The organism is Phreatobacter stygius (assembly GCF_005144885.1).
GTDB lineage: Bacteria > Pseudomonadota > Alphaproteobacteria > Rhizobiales > Phreatobacteraceae > Phreatobacter > Phreatobacter stygius.
The window spans coordinates 5,626,186-5,644,708 of the sequence record NZ_CP039690.1 but is presented as its reverse complement, the minus strand read 5'-3'; the positions used below and the strand labels follow the sequence as shown (position 1 = coordinate 5,644,708).

Genomic DNA, 18,523 nt, shown 5'->3' with positions numbered 1-18,523 from the left:
GGCGGTGTTCAGCGCTTGCGCGCCCGCAAAGCCTGCATCTGCGCCCGCCGTACGCCGGTCGCGAAAACCCGGTCAAAAACCGGAATGCCTGTATCCGTGGAGCGCCCGCCGTCCTAGTCAGCCATGCCGAGCGTGGCGCGGAATTCGCCCGAGGTCATGCCATGGGCGGCGCGGAAAGCGCGGTAGAAGGCCGACAGACTGTTGAAGCCGCAGGCCAGCGCCACCGCCGTGACCGGCAGGCGCGGCTCATAGGCCAGCAATTGCCGCGCCTGGTCCATGCGCCGCTCCATGACGGTGGTCGAGAAGCTCTTGCCGGTCGGTTGAAACAGCGCGTGCAAATGGCGAACCGAGATGCCGAGCGCGTCCGAGACCATGGCTGGGCTTAGATCCGGGTGATCGAGATGGGCCAGGATCAGGCCCTGCGCCTGATGCAGGAGGCCGGCGTGAATCGCGGCGCGTCTCGGCTCATCGCGTGGGGAGGCGAAGCCGCGCACCATCAAGGCAAGCTTGGCCAAGGTATCCACCGCCGTCTCGGCAGCGGCTCCGGACAGATGCGGCGCAGCCAGGACGAGTGCATCGAAATGCGCAGCCATCAGCGCGGTCAGGCCGGGCTCGATCCGGACCGGCCGGAGCGACAGGTCGGTAGCGGATGCCAGCAGCGGCCGATAACGGGCAAACGGGATCGTCAGCATGCGCGCCCGGAAGCCTTCCTGCGGCGCCGGCAGGCTGGCATAGGGCAGGTCGGAATGGGCGATGCTGAGCGTTCCCGGCGGCACCTCATATTCGTTGGCGCCGACGATCGCGCGCCCACCGCCAACGACCTGCATCGCAATCACCAGCGCATCGCCGGCACGATTGGCGACATCGGCCTCGGTCCGCGCGACCCGGTAAGCCGAGGCGCGCATGTCGACGAGCGTCCCGCCGCCGAGCGGCCGCGCCGAAAATCGGCCCCGGAACTGCTCGTGACGGCTCCGGTCGAGCTCGATGGTCACGCCATGGACCGCCTTGCCGCGTTCCTCGCGCCAATGGGTGAAGCGATCGCGCGCCGGAAGCATGTCGGTGGAGAATGTCACGACGCCGCCGGCGCTCATCGATCGTCCCTGGTCATCGCGATCGCGCATCGAGGCGGCGCGACGCGATCCCGATATAACCGATCCGCCGGCGACATCGCCAGCACTTGCTCACCTATGGGAAACTCGGCGGGCACCCCGATTGGCGATCGACCGGGGCCGGACCGGCGGCAGGCCGCCGCTACCACATGGTCTTGCCGTCGATGACCTCCACCGGCACGGCGGCGAGATCGAAATCATCCAGAAGCCGCGTATTGACGCTGATCTTCGGGTTGTCGAAATCCGCCGTGCCGGTCGACCAGTCAGGCGTTTCGGAATAGGTGCCGCAGCCGCAGCTGGCGCAGAAACGATGCGCGACGGTGTTCGAACCCCAGCGATAGGTCGCGACCTGTTCGACCGGCGTCGTCAGCCGGAACTGCCGCGGCTTGTAATAGGCCCAGAGCGCGCCGCGCTTCGAACAAAACGAACAGGTGCATTGGGTGACGCTGGCCGGCGCCTCGTCGACCTCGAAACGTGTCGCGCCGCAATGGCAGCTGCCCTTGATCGTCATGACGCTCCTCCGCCGGCCACTGTCCTGCAACCGTTCCCGCGGCTCGCATAGCAGGCCCCTGCTGACAGGGGATGGCAGCAGCCGCACCGGCTAGGAATGCAGCCGCGCCGGCTGCTGCCCGTAGCTTTGATATTTGCCGACCACCGTCATGATCTCCGCTTCGGCAAGAGCCGGCGGCACGCCCATGCCGCGACAGAGGATATATTGCTTGGCGAGCTCTTCGACGGTGACCGCGAGCGACAGGGCCTTGGCCATCGAGACATGGGCGGCGACCACGCCGTGATGGGCCAGCAGGCAGGCGCGCCGGTCCCGCAGCGCCGCCAGCACGGCATCGGCAAGCTCCTGCGTTCCAAACGTCGCGTAAGCAGCGCAACGAATGTCCGGGCCGCCGGCCGCGGCGATCGAATAATGGATGGCGGGAATGTCGAGCCCCATGATCGCCAGCGCGGTCGCGTGGGTCGAGTGGGTGTGCACGATGGCGCCGAGGTCGTCGCGCTCGCGCAGGATGTCGCGATGCAGGCGCCACTCGCTCGACGGCAGCACGTCGCCGTCGAAGCTGCCATCGAAGCGGACCTGGACGATCAGCTCGGGTCTCAGCGCATCGTAATCGACGCCGGTCGGTGAGATCAGGAACCCCTCGCCGTGGCGAACGCTGACATTGCCGGATGTTCCCTTGTTGATGCCGAGGCGGTTCATCTTCCGGCAGGTCTCGATCAATTCCGCGCGCAGTCCGGTCTCGTCGGTCATCGTCATCTCCTGCCGGTCATTCGGCCTTGAAACCACGCGCCGCCGCGCCACAGGCCGGGCAGCGGCCCCACGCGTCGAACACCCGCTTCTGCCAGGCGCCAAAAGGTGCGTGCAGCGCCTTGAGATCGTCATTGAAGGCACCGAGCTCGCGCAATTGCTCGGCGCAGGCCGCAGCCTCTAAGAGCGCATCGTCCTCGTCGAAGCTCTCGATGCGGCCATGGCGCATGAGCCATTCGCCGCCAACCATCAGGGCCGTCACCGCGCGTGCATCGGCATGCATCACCAGGCTCTCGATCGAAATCGGAGCGACGGTCAGCGGTTCGCGGCGGAAATTCAGCACCATGAGGTCGGCGGCTGCACCTGGCGCCAGCCGTCCGCCGACATGATCGACGCCGAGCGCCCCTGCCCCGCCCGCGGTCGCGGCCCGGAAGGCCTCTACCGGCCGCAGCCAGGTGTCATGATCCGATCCCGGCTCGCGCCCGGACATGACGGCGAGCCGCATGGCCTCGAACAGGTCGTGGCGACCGCCGGTATTGGAACAATCCGTGCCGAGCGCCAGCTTGACGCCGGCATCGAGGCAGGCGCGCAGGTTCAATCGCCCGGAGCCGAGCATGCGGTTGCTCGCGGGATTGTGCACGAGCGTCACGCCATGGCGCGCCAGGCGCCGGTGGTCGCCGTCCTCCAGCCAGAGGCCGTGTGCCACCGACAGCTTGGCGGTGAGCAATCCCTGTCGCTCCATCTCGCTCACCAGGCCGCCAGGCCATTTGGCGCGGCTCGCGGCCGCCTGCGGCAGGGTTTCCAACAGGTGGGTATGGGCGCCGAGCCCGAGCTCGTCCTGCAGCCTGCGCCAGAGCGCGATCATGTCGGGCGAACAGCGCTGGGGGCCGTTTGGACCCAACAGAAGACTGATACGGGACGCCTCGCCGCGCCCGGCGCGCGCCGCGAGGTCGACGAACGAGGCGCGCACCTGGTCAGGCGTGCGCATGACACGAGGGGCAAGTTCGGCCAGGACGTCGCGCGGCAGGGGAATGTCCAGGAAGTCGTGATCGGCGACATCCTGGAAGAACGGCGCGAAGCCGATCCGCATGCCGGTCCGAGCATGGGTCTCGAAGGCGGTGTCGAGAAAACCGACCTGCGGATAGTGATCGACGTAACCGGCAATGCCGTTGCGGATCATCTCGGCCGCGGTGAGCAGGATGGCCGCTTTCGCGCAACGGTCGGAGAAGCCCCGGCCGTAGCTGGTCGCGTAATAGGACCAGAGCTCCAGCGGCAGCGAATTTTCGGTGCCGCGCAGCAGGGTCGAGCTCGAATGGACATGGCCGTCGTAAAGCGGCGGCGCGATCAGCGATCCCTGAACATAAAGAACGGCGTCGGCGGTGGCGGCAGCGGCCTCGACCTCGTGCGGCGCCAGGACCGCGGCGATCCGGTCGCCGTCGATCAGCACCCCACCGGGAACCGGCGCGCGGTCATTCTCACCGGTCCAGACCGCGCCGCCGGCGATGCAGATGCGTCTGGTCGCATGGCCCATGGTGCTCAGGTTTCCTTCAGCCGCCGAAATGCGCGCGCAGCGCGTTGGCCGCGAAGACCCCGTCGCCGGTCGCGATGGCACCGACAAATTCCGGCGGCGTCACGTCGAACGCGGGATACCAGCCGCGCGCCAGCGGCGTCGCGGTCGGCTGGCCGAGACACATCAGGCTTTCGCGCCCGTCGCGCTGTTCCATCGGCACGTCGTCGGGGGTCGCGGCATGGCGGTCCGGCGCCGGCACCATGGCAATGTAGGGAATGCCGAAATGGCGCGCCGCAATGGCGATCTGCAAGGTGCCGACCTTGTTGATGACATGGCCCGACAGCGTGACGCGATCGGCGGCGGTCATGTAGCGGCTGACCAGGCCGCGATCCATGGCATGCGCCGCCATGTTGTCGGTGATGACAGTCACGTCGATGCCCATTTCAGCGACGCTGTGGGCAGTCAGCCGCGAGCCCTGCAGATAGGGCCGGGTCTCGGTGCAGACGACCTTGACCCGCTTGCCGGCACGCAGCGTCGCCGCCAGCGTCTCGATCAGGCTCGCCTCGGCCCAGCAATGGGTGAGAATGGTATCGCCGTCCGCGACCAGTTCCGCGGCGTTCCGACCCAGCCGGCGGTTGCCTGCGTAGCGCTTCTCCCAGGCCTCTTCCATCACCGCCTGCATGGCGGCGGCGAAATCGTCCTGAGGCAGGCCGCGCGCGGCCTCGGCCATCATCGTGACGACGCTGCGGATATGGTTGTTGGTCGGCCGCGTCGCGATCAGCCGGGCCGCGGCCCGATCGATGATGGCGAGCCGCTGCTCGGCGCCGGCGCTGCGCGCCGCCAGACGCGCCGCCAGCACCATGCCGGCGCTCGCCGCAAAAAACGGCCCGCTGCTCTGGGTCACCATGTCTTCGATGGCCACCGCGACCTCGTCGTGGCTGGTGCAGGTGACGAAGCGGATGTCGAAGGGAAAGGTCCGCCGATCGAGAATGCGCACGGCATCCTCGTCGAGCAGGACGCTCTGGCGCACCAGGGTCGGCGCGGTGAAGCTGATGTCATGCATGGCCGTGCTCAAGCCTGGCCGAGCGGGCTGACGGTGGCGGCGGTGAGCGAGGCGACCCCCTCGGAGGTCTTGCGCTTGTCCCAGAGCGTCAGGCGGCGGATCGCCTCGGCGCCAGTCTGGCAGGCGCGCAGGATGCCGCCATTGTCGCCCCATTCGCCGGTCATCCGGTTGGCGATGACCGAGCAGACCGAGCCGGCGCGCAGGCCCGAGAGCCGGGCAAGGGTGAACAGCGCGGCGGTTTCCATCTCGAAATTCAGCACCTCGGCGCGCTTCATCTCCTCGAAGATCCGCTCGCCCTCCAGCGACTTGTGGCCGTTGACGCCCGGCCGGCCTTGACCCGCCAGGAACGAGCCCGAGGTCGCGCCGGTGCCGACGCGATAATCATGGCCAAGGGTTGCTGCCGCATCGGCGAGCGCGAAGGTCACCTCATGCGAGGCGGCGGCCGGATATTCGGGCCGGACATAGAGGTTGGTGGTGCCGTCGAGCCGGACCGAGGCGTCGTTGATGATCAGCGAGCCGGTCTTGATGTCGTCGCGCAGCGCGCCGGTCGTGCCAACCCGGATGAAGGTGTCGATGCCGAGCCGGAACAGGTCGTGCAGGATGATCTCGAGCGAGGGCGCGCCAATGCTGGTCGACACCGCGCCGATGTGCACGCCGCCATAGCTGCCGACCGCGGCGCGGTAGCCGCGCGGCAGGTCGACCACATGGGCCTCCTGCCATTGCTCCGCCATCACCTTGACCCGGTCCGGATCGCCGGGAAGCAGCACGTAGCGCGGCAGATTGAGGGTCGCGAGCAGGTCATGGCGCCGGCTGTCGCCGGTATCGGCGGTCGCTTTGGTGCGCACTGGGGCGTTCATCGGAAAAACTCCTCGGATATCAGGCGGACGGAGGCCAGGCCCCGGTCCGAAGCGGGTCAGGCCGTGCGCCAGCGGACGAAGCGCCATTCCAAGGCGGAGACCGTGCCGAACATGGCGAGCGCCAGGGCCGACGAGGTCAGGATGGCGGCATAGAGCAGATCGGTGCGGTAGTTGAAGGTCGCCTGGATGATCAGGGCGCCGATGCCGGATTCGGAGCCGATCCATTCGCTGACGATGGCGCCGATGACACTGGTCGTGCAGGCGATCCGCAGCGCTGAAAACAGGAAGGGCATGGAGCGCGGCAGGCGCAGCCGGAAGAACACCTCGCTGCGGGTCGCCGACATCATGCGCATCAGTTCGAGCTCGGACGCCGAGACGGATTCGAAACCCCGGATCATGTTCACCAGCGTCGGGAAGAAGCAGATGATCGCCGCGATCAGGATCTTCGAGGCGATCGACAGGCCGAAAATGGTGATCAGGACCGGCGACAGCGCAATGACGGGGATCGTGTTGAAGATGATCGCCACGGGGAAATACATGCGCTTCAAGGTGGCGCTATGGACGAAGACGGAGGCCACCGCGACCGCCGCGACATTGCCGATGAGGAAGCCCGACAAGGCTTCGATCAGGGTTGGCCAGAGATTGGTCAGCAGCAGGCCACGGTGGACGCCGACCGCCTCGATGACGCCGAACGGGCTCGGCGCGATGAACGGCTTGACGTCGAAGACGACGATCGCCGCCCACCACAGCGCCAGGAGCGACAGCACGCCGAAAATCGGCCAGAGCAGGTTCGCCAGGCGTCGATTGGACATGGCGGCGGCAACACCCTTTGATGGTGCGGCCGGCGCCGCCGGAGCGACTTCGGGGCGCGTGGTCTCGGTGATGGTCATGCCGCGCTCCCATAAGCGCGTTCGAGAACGGCGCGCAGATCCGATGTCATGGCGAAAAAGGCCGGATCGTTGCGGTCGATCCGATTGTCGGGTTTGCGCGGCTTCAGGTCGATCGTCTCGATGATCCGGCCGGGGCCCGCCCCCATGACCACCACGGACTGGCCGAGAAAGGCTGCCTCGGTCAGGCTGTGGGTGACGAAGACGATGGTGGTGTCGGTCTCGCGCCAGATGCGCAGCAATTCGTCGTTGAGCCGGTCGCGGGTGATCTCGTCGAGCGCGCCGAAGGGCTCGTCCATCAGCAGCACATCCGGATTGGTGACCAGCGCACGGGCGATCGAGACCCGCTGGCGTTGGCCACCGGACAGTTCATGCGGCAGTGCCGCCTCGCGGCCCTTGAGGCCGACCAGTTCGACCAGCTCTTCGGGCGTGCGGCCCGGGCGCTGCCGGCCGGTCCAGCCGCCGACCTGCAGCGGTAGGCGGACATTGTCGATGACGCTGCGCCAGGGCAGCAGCGTCGCATCCTGGAAGACGAAGGAGATCCGGCGCTGTTCGCGCGCTCGCGCCGGTTCGGAGCCGAACACCGCAACCTCGCCTTCGGTGCAGGGCAAGAGATCGGCGATGGCCCTGAGCAAGGTCGACTTGCCGCAGCCGGAGGGACCGATGAGCACGACGAAGGCGCCGGCCAGGGCCTTCAGGGACACGCCGGTAAAGGCGAGGATTTCCTGATCGCCGCGGGCGAAAGCGACGCCGGCATCGGCGACATCGATCGCCCATTGAGTCGGTTGCAGCATCGGATCAGCCCAGTCGCGGCCGCACATCGGCGGTCATGTCGAGGATTTCATGGGTGGCGAAGCCGGCGGCATCGGGCACCCGGCTTTCGAACCGCTTGATGCTGTCGAACAGCTTGATCTGCCGTTCGATCCGCTCGGCATCGAACCATCCCCAGCCCTTGGTCCGGGTGACCCGGTCGAACGAGATCTCCATGACGATGTCGACGGTGGCGCGTTCGATCTCGCGGTCGAGATTGGGATAGGCGTCGCATAGGATATCGATCGCCTCGGCGCGGTTCTGGAAAGCCCAGCCCCAGCCCTTGCCGACAGCCCTGATGAAACGGCCGAGCACCGGCTTCTGCGCCTCATAGGTCTCGGCCGAGGTGAAATAGGCATTGGCGTAATTGGTGATGCCGGCCGATTCCGAGGTCATCACGATGCGATCCGGGCCAATCACCGACATGGCCTTGGTATTGGTGATGAAACCGGTGACCGCATCGACCTGGCCGGTGGTCAGCGCCGTCATGTCATGGCCCATATTGACCACCCTGACCTTGGCGGGGTCGATCCGGTGCTGCGTCAGGATCAGGTCCAGGATGAACCGGCCGGTCGGCTGAACCGCCACGGTCTTGCCGACGAAATCGGAGGGAATGCGGATCGGCGCGCGCGGCAGCGAGATGAAGGCATAGGGTGAATATTGATAACCGCAGGCGAACATCTTGACCGGCCGGCGCCGTAAGCCATCAGCGCCTGCGAGGTGCCGGAGAGCTGGCCGACCAGCGCCTGGCCGGTCAGCACCGGCGGCACGGTCTGGGCATTCGGGCCGCCCGGCACGAAGCTGACGTTCAGGCCCTCCTCGGCGAAAAAGCCCTTCTTCGCCGCAACGACATCGCCGATCTGGCCATTGCTCATCAGCCAGTCATATTGGACCTTGAGCGTCGTCAGCCCTTGCGCGTCGGCCGGGCCGACGGCGGCCAGGCCACCGCCGAGACCGAGGCCAGCCAGGCTGCCGCCGAGGCCAGTTAAGACCGCTGCAGACGAGCGGAGCAGGTCGCGACGGCTTGGTGCCGGTGCATGCGGACGATCTGGCTCAGGTTTCGACATCGACGCCTCCGGTCCCGATTTCGGTGGTTTTTGGTCTTTTTGCGCGGCCGGTTGCCGCCTGCCGGGAACACTAGGAGCGATGGCCCACGAGGGTGAAGGGCCAGATGGGGTGAATCTCGAAGGCCAGAGCCGGAGTAGCCAGGTTTACGGCTGGCATTCCCGCGCCGCCTCGGCCAGCGCGCGGATACCGGCATCGATCCTGGTCACGGCAATCGACGAGACGCCGAGCCGCATGAAGCGGCGGCACGGATCAGGCCCGTGGAAAAACCGGTCGCCGGAATCGAACTGCACGCCCTTGGCGGTGGCGACCGCAGCCGTCCGCCGGCAGTCGAAGCCCTCGGGGCCCTCGACCCAGAAACTCGACGCACCCGGCGAATGCCGCCAGGCAAAGGCCGGCATCCAGCGGCGAAGGGCTTGGTCGAGCGCCAGCGACCTGTCACTCAAGGCCTTGGCGGCGCGGCGCAGATAGCCGCGGTAATAACCGCGCTCGATGAAGATCGCCAAGGCCCGCTGATTGTTGCCGGGCGGATGACGGTGGATCAGCCGCCTGAGCGCCCTCACCTGGCGGATGACCACGGCCGGCGCGACGATGAAGCCGAGGCGAAGCCCCGGCGCGACCAGTTTCGACAGGCTGCCGATATGAATGACCCGCTGATGCCGGTCGAGGCCCTTCAAGGCGGCGAGCGTCGCCGGCTCGCGTAGCAGTTCATTGTCGTAGCTGTCTTCGATGACGATGAAATCCTTGTCCGCCGCCCGCTCCAGCAGGGCCAGGCGGCGCTCGGCCGGCATCACCGCGGTCGTCGGGCACTGGTGGCCGCCGGAGACATAGACATAGTCGCAGCTGTCCAGCGCCTCCGATACGACCAGGCCGCCGGCATCGATGGCGAGTTCGCGGATCCGCGCGGCGGTCGCCCCCAGGATGTGCCGGAAATCGGCCAGGCCGGGATTTTCCATGCCTACCACCGTGTCCCGGCCGGCCAGCAGCTGGGCCACCAGATAGCGCGCCTGCTGGCCGCCGAGCGTAATGATGATCTCGTCCGGCCGGGCCCAGATGCCATGATGCGGCAGGATGTGCCGGCGCAATTGCTCGACCAGTTCGACGTCGTCCTCGTCGACCACGTCGCGCCCCCATTGGGCGATTTCCAGCACGCTGAGCGCCGCCCGCTCGCATTCCCGCCAATGGTTGGTCGGAAACAGGCTCGGGTCGAACTGGCCATAGGTGAAGGGATAGGCCGGCTCGTCGCCGGCGCGCGGCGCCCCGGCGCCGTCTTCGGCGAGCACGATCTTGAAGCGGCCGCGCCAGTCCGGGACCACCGCGCCCGCGGCATCGACGGTCGGCGGCGCCGGGCCCGGCAGCCGCTCGGCGACGACCACGCCGGAGCGCGGCCGCACCACCAGATAGCCCTGTTCGACCAGGCCACCATAGGCAAGCATCGCGGTATTGCGGCCGATCTTGAGCATGCGCGCGAGGTCCCGGCCCGAAGGCAGGCGTGTGCCACGCGCCAGCCGCCGATCCTCGATCGCCTGGATCACCGCGCGCATGATCGCGACATAGCTCAGCCGGTCTCCGGCTTCGCGCGGCGGGAAGACGGATGCCCAGGCGAGGTCGGCCACGGTGCCTTTGGTCTTTGACGCCATCGCCGCTTAGTAGAGTGCCGCAGGGGTGCGTGGAAGTGCCCGTCGCCTCACATCGCGTCGGCGGAACTGGGACGGAAGGTCTTCGATGCGGCAATCGACAGCGCCACGAAGATCACCAGGGTCAGACCCTGCGACAGGGCGAAGGGCAATTCCGATTGGGTCGGAGCCAGCGCTCGCAAGGCCGGGACTTTCATGAAGGCCTGCGCGATCGCGACAAAAACCAGGAAATAGAGGCTGAACACCATGCCCGCCGCATAGATCCACCGCCATGGGCCGGCGCCATGAAAGACGTAGCGGGCGACGATCACCAGCGCCAGGATGACCAGCGCGATGGCGCCGACCACATGCGAGGGCAGGACGCCGTTGAACGGGAAACCGAAGCCGGTGGCGCTGGTCAGCACTGCGGTGACCAGAAAAAGCGTCGTCCAGAACGAATTCACCGTCGCGCCGAACAGGCCGTAGATCACCGGAATTCCGGCGATGATGGCGATGATGCTGATCGCGGTGTGAATCGTCGTGAATGTCGAGAGATCCATGACATGGCCCCTGTTGTCGTCGCACTGCACTGACTGATCACGCTATGGCCGGTCCTGACGCCGGCGCCGCCCATCGCCGTCCGGATCCCGCCGCCGTTGCCCCCGAGGCCATGCCGGCCTGCGGCCCCAGCACCTGCGGAACCGGGCATTGGTCCGGCGCCTCCGCCAACGACCACGCACCGGACGACCCGGCGCGCGTGATCTTGTCGCATGGAACTGTTTTAAACAAGGATGCTCAAGCAGGCTTTGCCGCCCATCCTCCGCGTTTCGGGCGAGTATTCACGGGGGCCCGAACCGGGCATCCTGCAGGCCAACCAACAGAGGGAGGCCACGCATGACATTGTTCGATCTCGCCGGGAAAACCGCCATCATCACCGGCTCGTCGCGCGGCATCGGCAAGGCGATCGCCGAACGCTTCGCCGAGCATGGCGCCAGGGTCGTGATCTCCTCCCGCAAGGCCGCCGCTTGCGAGGCGGTGGCCGCCGAGATCAACGGCCGGTACGGGCCCGGCCGGGCCATTGCCGTGCCGGCCAACATCTCGTCGAAGGACGATCTCCAGCGGCTGGTCGACGAGACCCGCCATGCCCTCGGCCCGGTCATCGACGTGCTCGTCTGCAATGCCGCGTCCAACCCCTATTACGGCCCGCTCGCCGATATCACCGACGATCAGTTCAGTAAGATCCTGGGCAATAATATCATTGCCAACAACTGGCTGATCTCGATGGTCGTACCCGGGATGATCGAGCGCCGCGACGGCTCGGTGATCATCATCTCGTCGATCGGCGGATTGCGGGGGTCGCCGATCATCGGCGCCTATTGCATCTCGAAAGCCGCCGACATGCAGCTGGCGCGCAACCTGGCGGTCGAATATGGCCCGCACAATGTGCGGGTCAACTGCATCGCCCCCGGCCTGATCAAGACCGATTTCGCCAAGGCGCTGTGGGAGGATCCGCAGGGCCTGGCCGAACGGACCGCCACGACGCCGCTGCGCCGCATCGGCGAGCCCGACGAGATCGCCGGCGCCGCCGTCTTCCTGGCCTCCAAGGCCGGCTCGTTCGTCACCGGCCAGAACATCGTCATCGACGGCGGCGTCACCATTTGACCATCAGGGCGGAGGCTCAGAGATCGACCACATACATGACGAAGGTCTCGCCCGCAGGGCCACCACGCTCGGCATAAAGAGCCCGGGCCGGAACATTGTCGGGCTCGGTGCCGACCCAGGCTTCGCTGCAGCCGAGGTTCCGTCCGAGCGCGAACATCCGGTCGAGCATGGCCCGCCCAATGCCTTGTCTCTGCAGGTCCGGCGTCACCCCGACCTCGTCGATATAGAGCTCGGTCGCTTTGTCGGGATGGCGGTGCACCACCGCCATGACCTGGCCGACAATCCAGCCGTCATGTAACGCGACGATCATGTGATGGCTCGGCTCGGCCAGATAGGCTGCCAGGCGCCGTGCGTCGATCGGCTCGTCGAAGACGTCCTCGGCAACACGCTCGAACAGCCTTTCGTCGCCTTGCCTGACCTGTCTGAATTCGACCAGCATGGTGTGCCCTTTGTCCGGATCGTCTGAAATGATAATGCGCTGGCCATGCGAAACCAGGGAATGCCCTTGAACAGCCGCCGGTTCACGTGTGGCGCGGTGGGACTGGCGCTTTGGCTGGCCGGCGGCCTGTTTGCCTTAGCCCCTGGGCGCGCCCTCGCCCAGGCCCCTGATGGCGAGACCCTTGAACAGACGCTTTGCCGGCTGATCGAGACCGGTGCCAGGCGACAGGGCCTGCCGGTGCATTTCTTCACCCGGCTGATCTGGGCGGAAAGCAGTTTCCGCATCGGCGCGGTGAGCCCGGCCGGAGCCCAAGGGGTTGCCCAGTTCATGCCCGGGACCGCGCGCGAACGCGGGCTTGCCGACCCCTTCGATCCGGAACAGGCGATTGCCGCCTCGGCAGCCCTGCTGGCCGACCACGTCAAGCAGTTCGGCAATCTCGGCCTGGCGGCGGCCGCCTATAATGGCGGCCCGACCCGGGTCGCCAATTTTCTCGAGGGCCGCGGCGGCTTGCCGGCCGAGACCCAGGATTATGTTTATCGGATCACCGGCCGCACGGCCCAGGATTGGGCCGAGGAGATCCGGCGAGGCACGCCGCCGGCAGGCATCGCCCATGACCTGCCACCGCAGACCTGCCCGCAGGTGACGGCGCAACTGCGCCGGCCGGGCGGCATCCTGGCCGCTGTCGAAGGGCCGTTCGCTCCTTGGGGCGTTCAGCTCGCCGGCCATTTCTCCAAGGCTATCGCGCTCGCCAGCTATGGCCGGGCGCGCCAGCGGCTGGCCGGCATTCTCGGCGACGTCCAGCCGATGATCCTCGGCTCCAGGCTGCGCAGCCGCGGATCGAGCCCGTTTTACCGGGTGCGCGTGCCGTCGCCGACGCGCCGCGCGGCCGACGTCCTCTGCGACCGGATCCGCGCCGCCGGCGGCGCCTGCATCGTGCTGAGGAACGGCGGGCGCACCTGAGCGGGCGCGATGGCCGTCCGGTATTGTGGCCTGCGCCGGAGCCGCCGCCCGCGCCGCCGCCGCGACAGGTCGAGATCAGCACCCTTGAAATCCCCGCCGGTTCCCGCCATCTGGTGCCTCGCCCGCAACGAAGAGAGCCGTAGCCTGCCATGACCACAGTCGACGCCGCCGCCCCCGAGAGCCGCACCTTCGAGGCCGATGTCGCCAAGCTGCTGCACCTGATGGTGCATTCGGTCTATTCGGACAAGGACGTCTTCCTGCGCGAGCTGATCTCGAACGCGGCCGATGCCTGCGAAAAGCTGCGTTATGAGGCGATCGCCCACCCGGCCCTGCTCGGCGACGACCCGAAGCCCAGGATCACGCTGACGCTCGATGCCGACAACCGCCGCCTGACGGTCGAGGACAATGGCATCGGCATGAGCCTCGCCGACATGGTGGAAGCGCTCGGCACCATCGCCCGCTCCGGCACGAAGGCCTTCATGGAGCGGATCGAGGCGAACAAGGCAGGCGAAGGCGCCCAATTGATCGGCCAGTTCGGCGTCGGCTTCTATTCGGTCTTCATGGTCGCCGACCGGGTCGACGTCGTCTCGCGCCGCGCCGGTGGCGACGAGGCGGCCATCTGGTCCTCCGACGGCAAGGGCTCCTATACGGTTGGCCATGCCGGCCTCGACGAGGCGCCGGTCCGCGGCACCCGCGTCGTCCTGCACCTGATGGAGGACGCCAAGTCTTATGCCGAGCGCTTCACGCTCGAACGCATCGTCAAGGCGCAGTCCGGCCATGTGCCGGTGCCGATCGCCATTCTCGACAAGCCCGGCGCCGAACCCGCCGAAATCGCCGACGGCGCGGCGCTCTGGACCAAGGCCAAATCCGAGATCAGCGAAGACGACTATGCCGATTTCTACCGCAGCGTCGCCGGCCAGTTCGACAAGCCGGCGCTGACCCTGCACTACCGCGCCGAAGGCCGGCACGAATATTCGGTGCTCGCCTTCGTGCCCGAAACCAAGCCGTTCGACCTGTTCGATCCGGATCGCCACGGCCGGATGAAGCTTTACGTGAAGCGGATCTTCATCACCGACGAGGCCGAGCTCCTGCCGCGCTACCTGCGCTTCGTGCGCGGGCTGATCGATTCGGCCGACCTGCCGCTCAATGTCTCGCGCGAGATGATCCAGGAAAGCGCGATCCTCGGTGCCATCAAGAAGGGCGTCACGCACCGCGTGCTCGGCGAGCTCGACAAGCTCGCGGCGAGCGATGCCGAAGCCTATGCCAAGATCTGGGAAACCTTCGGCGCGGTCCTCAAGGAAGGCCTCTACGAAGATTTCGAGCGGCGCGAAGCGCTGCTCGGCCTCGCCCGCTTCAAGACCACCGCTTCCGGCGGCGCCTGGCGCACGCTGAAAGACTATGTCGGCGCGCTCAAGGACAATCAGACCGCCATCTATTACGTCACCGGCAACGACCTGGAGCGGCTCGAGGTCTCGCCGCAGCTCGAGGGGTTCCGTGCCCGCGGCATCGAGGTGCTGCTGCTGCCCGACCAGGTCGACAGCTTCTGGGTCACCGCCGGCATCGATTATGACGGCAAGCCGTTCAAATCGGTGACGCAGGGCGCGGCCGACCTGCATCTGATCCCGCTCGCCGATGGGCAACAGCAGCCTTCGGCCGAAGCGAGCGAGGCGGTGACCGGCTTCATCGCCTTCGTCAAGCTGACGCTTGGCGATCAGGTCTCCGACGTCCGCGCCTCCGACCGCCTGACCGAAAGCGCGGTCTGCCTGGTGGCGCCCGACCACGGCATGGACCGGCAGCTGGAGAAGCTGCTGGCCGGCTCCGGCCGGCTGCCGTCGGCCGCCAAGCCGGTTCTGGAAATCAACCCGAGCCATGATCTCGTCGTGCGGCTGGCAGCACTTGGCGAGGCTGAAGCCACATTTCGCGAGGATGCCGCCCGCCTGTTGCTCGACGAGGCGCAAATCCTCGACGGCGAGCGCCCGGTCGACGCCAAGGCTTTTTCCGGGCGGTTGGGACGGCTCATTGGTCGCGGCCTGAAGGCGGCCGGATAGAACCCGCGACGTGCGCTCTCAGGCGATCGCCCGGTATTTGGCGAGGCCCGAGGGCTGCAGTTCGGCAACGAAGAGATTGCCGGCGCCATCGCCCGAGAGGCCGTGCGGATAGGCTGCGAAGGCGCGCATCGCGCCTTTGACCTGGCCGTCGCCGCCGAGCCTGACGATGCGTGGCGTCTGGTCGGAGACGAAGAGGTCACCGGCGGCATCGCCCCAGATGTCCATTGGCTTGGTGAAACCCGTCCAGACCGCCAGGAACACGCCGTCGCGATCGAAGACCTGGATCCGGTTGTTGTCGCGATCGAGCACGATCACCCTGTCGTCGCCGGTCACCCAAACCGCGTGGGGACAGGCGAACTGCCCGGCGGCCGTGCCCGGCTCGCCCCAGCTGCCGATCAGCCGCCCGTCGGCGCCGAAGCGATGAACCCGGGCATTGCCATAACCGTCGGTGACATAGATCTCGCCGTCGGCGGCAATGGCCATATCGGTCGGATGGTTGAACGGCGCCGACCAGCTCGGCCGGTTGAAGGCGCCGAGCTCCAGCGTGATGTTGCGCCCGGCATCGAAGCGCAGCACCTGATGGGCGTCGAACGAGGTGATGAAGAGGTTGTCGCCGGCGTCGAAGGCAATGCCGTGCACGCTCGGCAATTGCGCATGATGCCAGCTCTCTTCCAGCTGGCCGTCGGGAGCAAAGACCAGCACCGCCGGCTCGGCGCGCCGCACGACAACGACGCGCCCGTCGCGGCGCACCGCCACTTGGCTGATCGGCCCGAAGTCCCGCCCGGCGGGCAGCTTTGCCCAATTGCGCTCGACGGCGTAGTGGCGGACGCCATCCGTCGTAACCAGTTCCTGCGACACGGCCGCCCCCTTGCGAGATCGTTCGCAACCCTTGTAGCGGTCCCCCGCCCCCGGCCGCCACCTCTCCCCGATGAGGGAGAGAGGTGAAGCACGGGTCTCCTGCCGATCACTCGTTGAGGTGATCGCGGGAGGTTTCACGCGCCACGGCCAGCATGGTCAGCGTGATCGCCAGGGCCGCCACCACATAGAGCGAAATCGCCGTGGTGCTGCCATAGTGCTGGAACAGCGCGGCGATGATCAGCGGCGCGAAGCCGCCGCCGACCACGCCGGCAAAGGTATAGGCCAGCGACGAGCCGCTGTAGCGGACATGGGTCGGAAACTGCTCGACGATGAAGGCCGCCTGCGGACCATACATGGCGGCATGGAACAGCAGGCCGACGGTCGCGCCCAGCACGATCATCAGCGGCTCCCGGGTGTCGAGCAGGACGAAGAAGGCGAAGGCCCAGACGATGCCGCCAATGGCGCCGAGCGCATAGACCGGCCGCCGGCCGATCTTGTCGGAGAGCAGCCCGAACAGCGGCACGGCGGCCGCGTTGAAGCCGGCGCCGACGAGCACGGCGGTCAAGGCCAGCGAACGCGGCAGGTTCAAGACCTGCGTGACATAGGTCAGGATGAACACCACGACGAGGGCATAGAGCACGTCCGAGCCAATGCGCACGCCACCGGCGACGATCAGGCGGCGCCAGTGCTGGCTCAGCACCTCGCCGATCGGCGCCTCGGCCTTGGTGTTGTGCTCTTCCATCTGCTTGAACATCGGCGTCTCGTCGACGCCGCGGCGGATCCACAGGCCGAAGATCACCAGGACGACGCTGAGGATGAAGGGGATGCGCCAGCCCCAGGCGAGGAAATCCTGGTCCGACAGGCCGAAGGTGACGAGCGCGATGACGGCGGTCGCGATCAGCGTGCCGGCGGAAGGCCCCATCTGGGTCCAGGAGGCGTTGAGGCCGCGCCGGTCCTGGCGGCCGTGCTCGACCGACAGCAGCACCGCGCCGGCCCATTCGCCGCCGAGCGCCACGCCTTGCACGAAACGCAGCGCGACCAGCAGGATCGGGCTCATCACGCCGATCGTCTCATAGGTCGGCAGGAGGCCCATGAGCAGGGTCGTCACGCCCATTAGCACGAGGGTCGCCACCAGCACGAAGCGCCGGCCGAGCTTGTCGCCGAGATGCCCGAAGATGACGCCGCCGAACGGCCTGGAGACATAACCCACGGCATAGGTGGAGAAGGCCAGGATAATGCCGACCAGCGGGTCGAAGGAGGGAAAGAACACCTTGTTGAAGATCAGCGCAGCCATCGTGTTGTAGATGGTGAACTCATACCATTCGAGGGTTGTCCCGATCAGACTGGCGGAGGCCAGTTTGCGCATGTCGGGGCTCTCGGGCAGTTGCTCGGTCGCCGTGATGGCCGTCATTTGGTTCTCCCTCTGGATTGTTCCCATGCCTGTCGGACGCCATGGCTTTGCCGGCGGAGCGCTGCGGCCCCTTGACCTGAACTCGTGACGAAGATGTGGCCTGGCGGATCGGCCGAGCCTTGGCCGCCCAAGCGGTCAGTCGCTCCTTGGCCGGCCGGTACCAGCCCGATCGACACGCCGTCTGGCCTGTCGGGCAGCCGGATCGGCGAGCAGCCCTGCCCTCATGCGGCCTGACGGCGGATTTCAGTCGATTGCAGGCGCCACATCATCTGCATGGTGGCGATCTCCGCGGCCGGGATGCCCATCTGCTCGGTGACCAGGCGCGAGGCATTGGACACCGCGGGCTCCGATGTCCCTTCGATCAGCAGGATCGGATCAAGGAGGCGGTTCTCCGCCGGCTCGGCCGGCAGCGGTGTCGAAAGCTCCGGATCCGGCTCGAGCAGGCGGGTGGCGATCACGCCGTCGATGTTCGACACGGTGCGGCCGAGATCGGCCAGCGTCAGGAGATCGACCGGCGTCGCCTGGCGGCCGAGCCGGATGATGGCGAGCCAGGTGCCGGCGCCGATGCCGGTCTCCGCCGTGATCGCGCAGACCCTCCGGAACGCGTTGCGCATCCGGCCGAAATTGGTCACCGACCAGGCGGTCTGGTGCTCGAAGGCCTGGCGATAATCCGCGCTCTTGAAGACATCTAGGTTCTCGGTCCTGTAGAGGCCGAGGTATTTGCGCGGCGCCTGGCTGGAAATATAGCGGGTTCCGACCACGAAGCCCCTGATCGCGATACGTTCTTCCACGTGTTCGCGGTCATACCATTTGTTGAAATCAGCCTCGAACAGCGGATCGATATCGGTCCATACGAATAGCAAGCCCGGGCAATTCGTTTGATCAGCCATTTGCACTCTCGATAGACTGGCAACATGGGCTGCCATATCGATATCCGGCCGGGCCAGGGTCAAACGGGGAATTTTGATGGCTG

At 67.0% G+C, this 18,523-nt stretch carries 17 protein-coding genes and 1 pseudogene; 3 read left to right on the top strand and 15 right to left on the bottom strand.

The genetic code is table 11. From position 1 onward, the window contains the following. Window positions 1-113 precede the first annotated feature (113 nt). The 11 genes and pseudogenes from E8M01_RS26740 to E8M01_RS26685 all read right to left on the bottom strand — a co-directional run bounded on the left by E8M01_RS26740 (window position 114) and on the right by E8M01_RS26685 (window position 10,732). Window positions 114-1,121: a helix-turn-helix transcriptional regulator gene (locus tag E8M01_RS26740; RefSeq protein ID WP_136962936.1), complete on the bottom strand. Its 1,008-nt coding sequence runs from the start codon at window positions 1,119-1,121 to the stop codon at window positions 114-116. Window positions 1,122-1,251: 130 nt separating this feature from the next. Next, window positions 1,252-1,620 carry a GFA family protein gene (locus tag E8M01_RS26735; RefSeq protein ID WP_136962935.1) on the bottom strand — a complete coding sequence of 123 codons (369 nt, stop codon included), beginning with the start codon at window positions 1,618-1,620 and terminating at the stop codon, window positions 1,252-1,254. Window positions 1,621-1,710: 90 nt separating this feature from the next. Further along, window positions 1,711-2,373: a class II aldolase/adducin family protein gene (locus E8M01_RS26730; RefSeq protein ID WP_170182094.1), complete on the bottom strand. Its 663-nt coding sequence runs from the start codon at window positions 2,371-2,373 to the stop codon at window positions 1,711-1,713. 10 nt (window positions 2,374-2,383) lie between these two features. Beyond that, window positions 2,384-3,895 carry an amidohydrolase family protein gene (locus E8M01_RS26725; RefSeq protein WP_136962933.1) on the bottom strand — a complete coding sequence of 504 codons (1,512 nt, stop codon included), beginning with the start codon at window positions 3,893-3,895 and terminating at the stop codon, window positions 2,384-2,386. Window positions 3,896-3,911: 16 nt separating this feature from the next. Continuing rightward, window positions 3,912-4,937, bottom strand: coding sequence for a s-methyl-5-thioribose-1-phosphate isomerase (locus E8M01_RS26720; RefSeq protein WP_136962932.1), 1,026 nt, complete (start codon window positions 4,935-4,937; stop codon window positions 3,912-3,914). A gap of 8 nt (window positions 4,938-4,945) precedes the next feature. Next, complete coding sequence (locus tag E8M01_RS26715) at window positions 4,946-5,794, bottom strand: nucleoside phosphorylase (protein WP_170182093.1); 849 nt, start codon at window positions 5,792-5,794, stop codon at window positions 4,946-4,948. Window positions 5,795-5,850: 56 nt separating this feature from the next. Further along, a complete protein-coding gene (locus E8M01_RS26710) occupies window positions 5,851-6,684 on the bottom strand; it encodes an ABC transporter permease (protein ID WP_246088445.1) in 834 nt (277 codons plus the stop codon). Next, window positions 6,681-7,475, bottom strand: coding sequence for an ABC transporter ATP-binding protein (locus E8M01_RS26705; RefSeq protein WP_246088444.1), 795 nt, complete (start codon window positions 7,473-7,475; stop codon window positions 6,681-6,683). The genes E8M01_RS26710 and E8M01_RS26705 overlap by 4 nt, the downstream gene beginning before the upstream one ends. A gap of 4 nt (window positions 7,476-7,479) precedes the next feature. Beyond that, window positions 7,480-8,366, bottom strand: a pseudogene (locus E8M01_RS26700) (ABC transporter substrate-binding protein). 336 nt (window positions 8,367-8,702) lie between these two features. Continuing rightward, complete coding sequence (locus E8M01_RS26690; RefSeq protein WP_136962927.1) at window positions 8,703-10,196, bottom strand: aminotransferase-like domain-containing protein; 1,494 nt, start codon at window positions 10,194-10,196, stop codon at window positions 8,703-8,705. Between the two features lie 47 nt (window positions 10,197-10,243). Further along, window positions 10,244-10,732 carry a hypothetical protein gene (locus E8M01_RS26685; RefSeq protein WP_136962926.1) on the bottom strand — a complete coding sequence of 163 codons (489 nt, stop codon included), beginning with the start codon at window positions 10,730-10,732 and terminating at the stop codon, window positions 10,244-10,246. Between the two features lie 334 nt (window positions 10,733-11,066). Here E8M01_RS26685 and E8M01_RS26675 point away from each other — a divergent pair, with 334 nt between their 5' ends. Continuing rightward, window positions 11,067-11,834: an SDR family oxidoreductase gene (locus E8M01_RS26675; protein ID WP_136962925.1), complete on the top strand. Its 768-nt coding sequence runs from the start codon at window positions 11,067-11,069 to the stop codon at window positions 11,832-11,834. 16 nt (window positions 11,835-11,850) lie between these two features. Here the strand turns inward: E8M01_RS26675 and E8M01_RS26670 are convergent, their stop codons facing one another. Beyond that, entirely contained in the window at window positions 11,851-12,273 is a 423-nt protein-coding gene (locus E8M01_RS26670; RefSeq protein WP_136962924.1) for a GNAT family N-acetyltransferase, read from the bottom strand. Between the two features lie 60 nt (window positions 12,274-12,333). On the opposite strand from E8M01_RS26670, the gene E8M01_RS26665 reads away from it, so the two are divergent. Beyond that, on the top strand, window positions 12,334-13,233 hold the full coding sequence (locus E8M01_RS26665; RefSeq protein WP_136962923.1) for a lytic transglycosylase domain-containing protein: 900 nt from the start codon (window positions 12,334-12,336) through the stop codon (window positions 13,231-13,233). Between the two features lie 149 nt (window positions 13,234-13,382). Beyond that, window positions 13,383-15,281: a molecular chaperone HtpG gene (gene htpG / locus E8M01_RS26660; RefSeq protein ID WP_136962922.1), complete on the top strand. Its 1,899-nt coding sequence runs from the start codon at window positions 13,383-13,385 to the stop codon at window positions 15,279-15,281. An 18-nt stretch (window positions 15,282-15,299) separates the two neighbouring features. Here the strand turns inward: htpG and E8M01_RS26655 are convergent, their stop codons facing one another. The 3 genes from E8M01_RS26655 to E8M01_RS26645 all read right to left on the bottom strand — a co-directional run bounded on the left by E8M01_RS26655 (window position 15,300) and on the right by E8M01_RS26645 (window position 18,440). Beyond that, window positions 15,300-16,139, bottom strand: a complete 840-nt coding sequence (locus E8M01_RS26655) for an NHL repeat-containing protein (protein ID WP_136962921.1) — start codon at window positions 16,137-16,139, stop codon at window positions 15,300-15,302. A gap of 106 nt (window positions 16,140-16,245) precedes the next feature. Further along, on the bottom strand, window positions 16,246-17,550 hold the full coding sequence (locus E8M01_RS26650; protein WP_136962920.1) for an MFS transporter: 1,305 nt from the start codon (window positions 17,548-17,550) through the stop codon (window positions 16,246-16,248). 221 nt (window positions 17,551-17,771) lie between these two features. After that, entirely contained in the window at window positions 17,772-18,440 is a 669-nt protein-coding gene (locus E8M01_RS26645) for a DUF4286 family protein (RefSeq protein WP_136962919.1), read from the bottom strand. Window positions 18,441-18,523 lie beyond the last annotated feature (83 nt).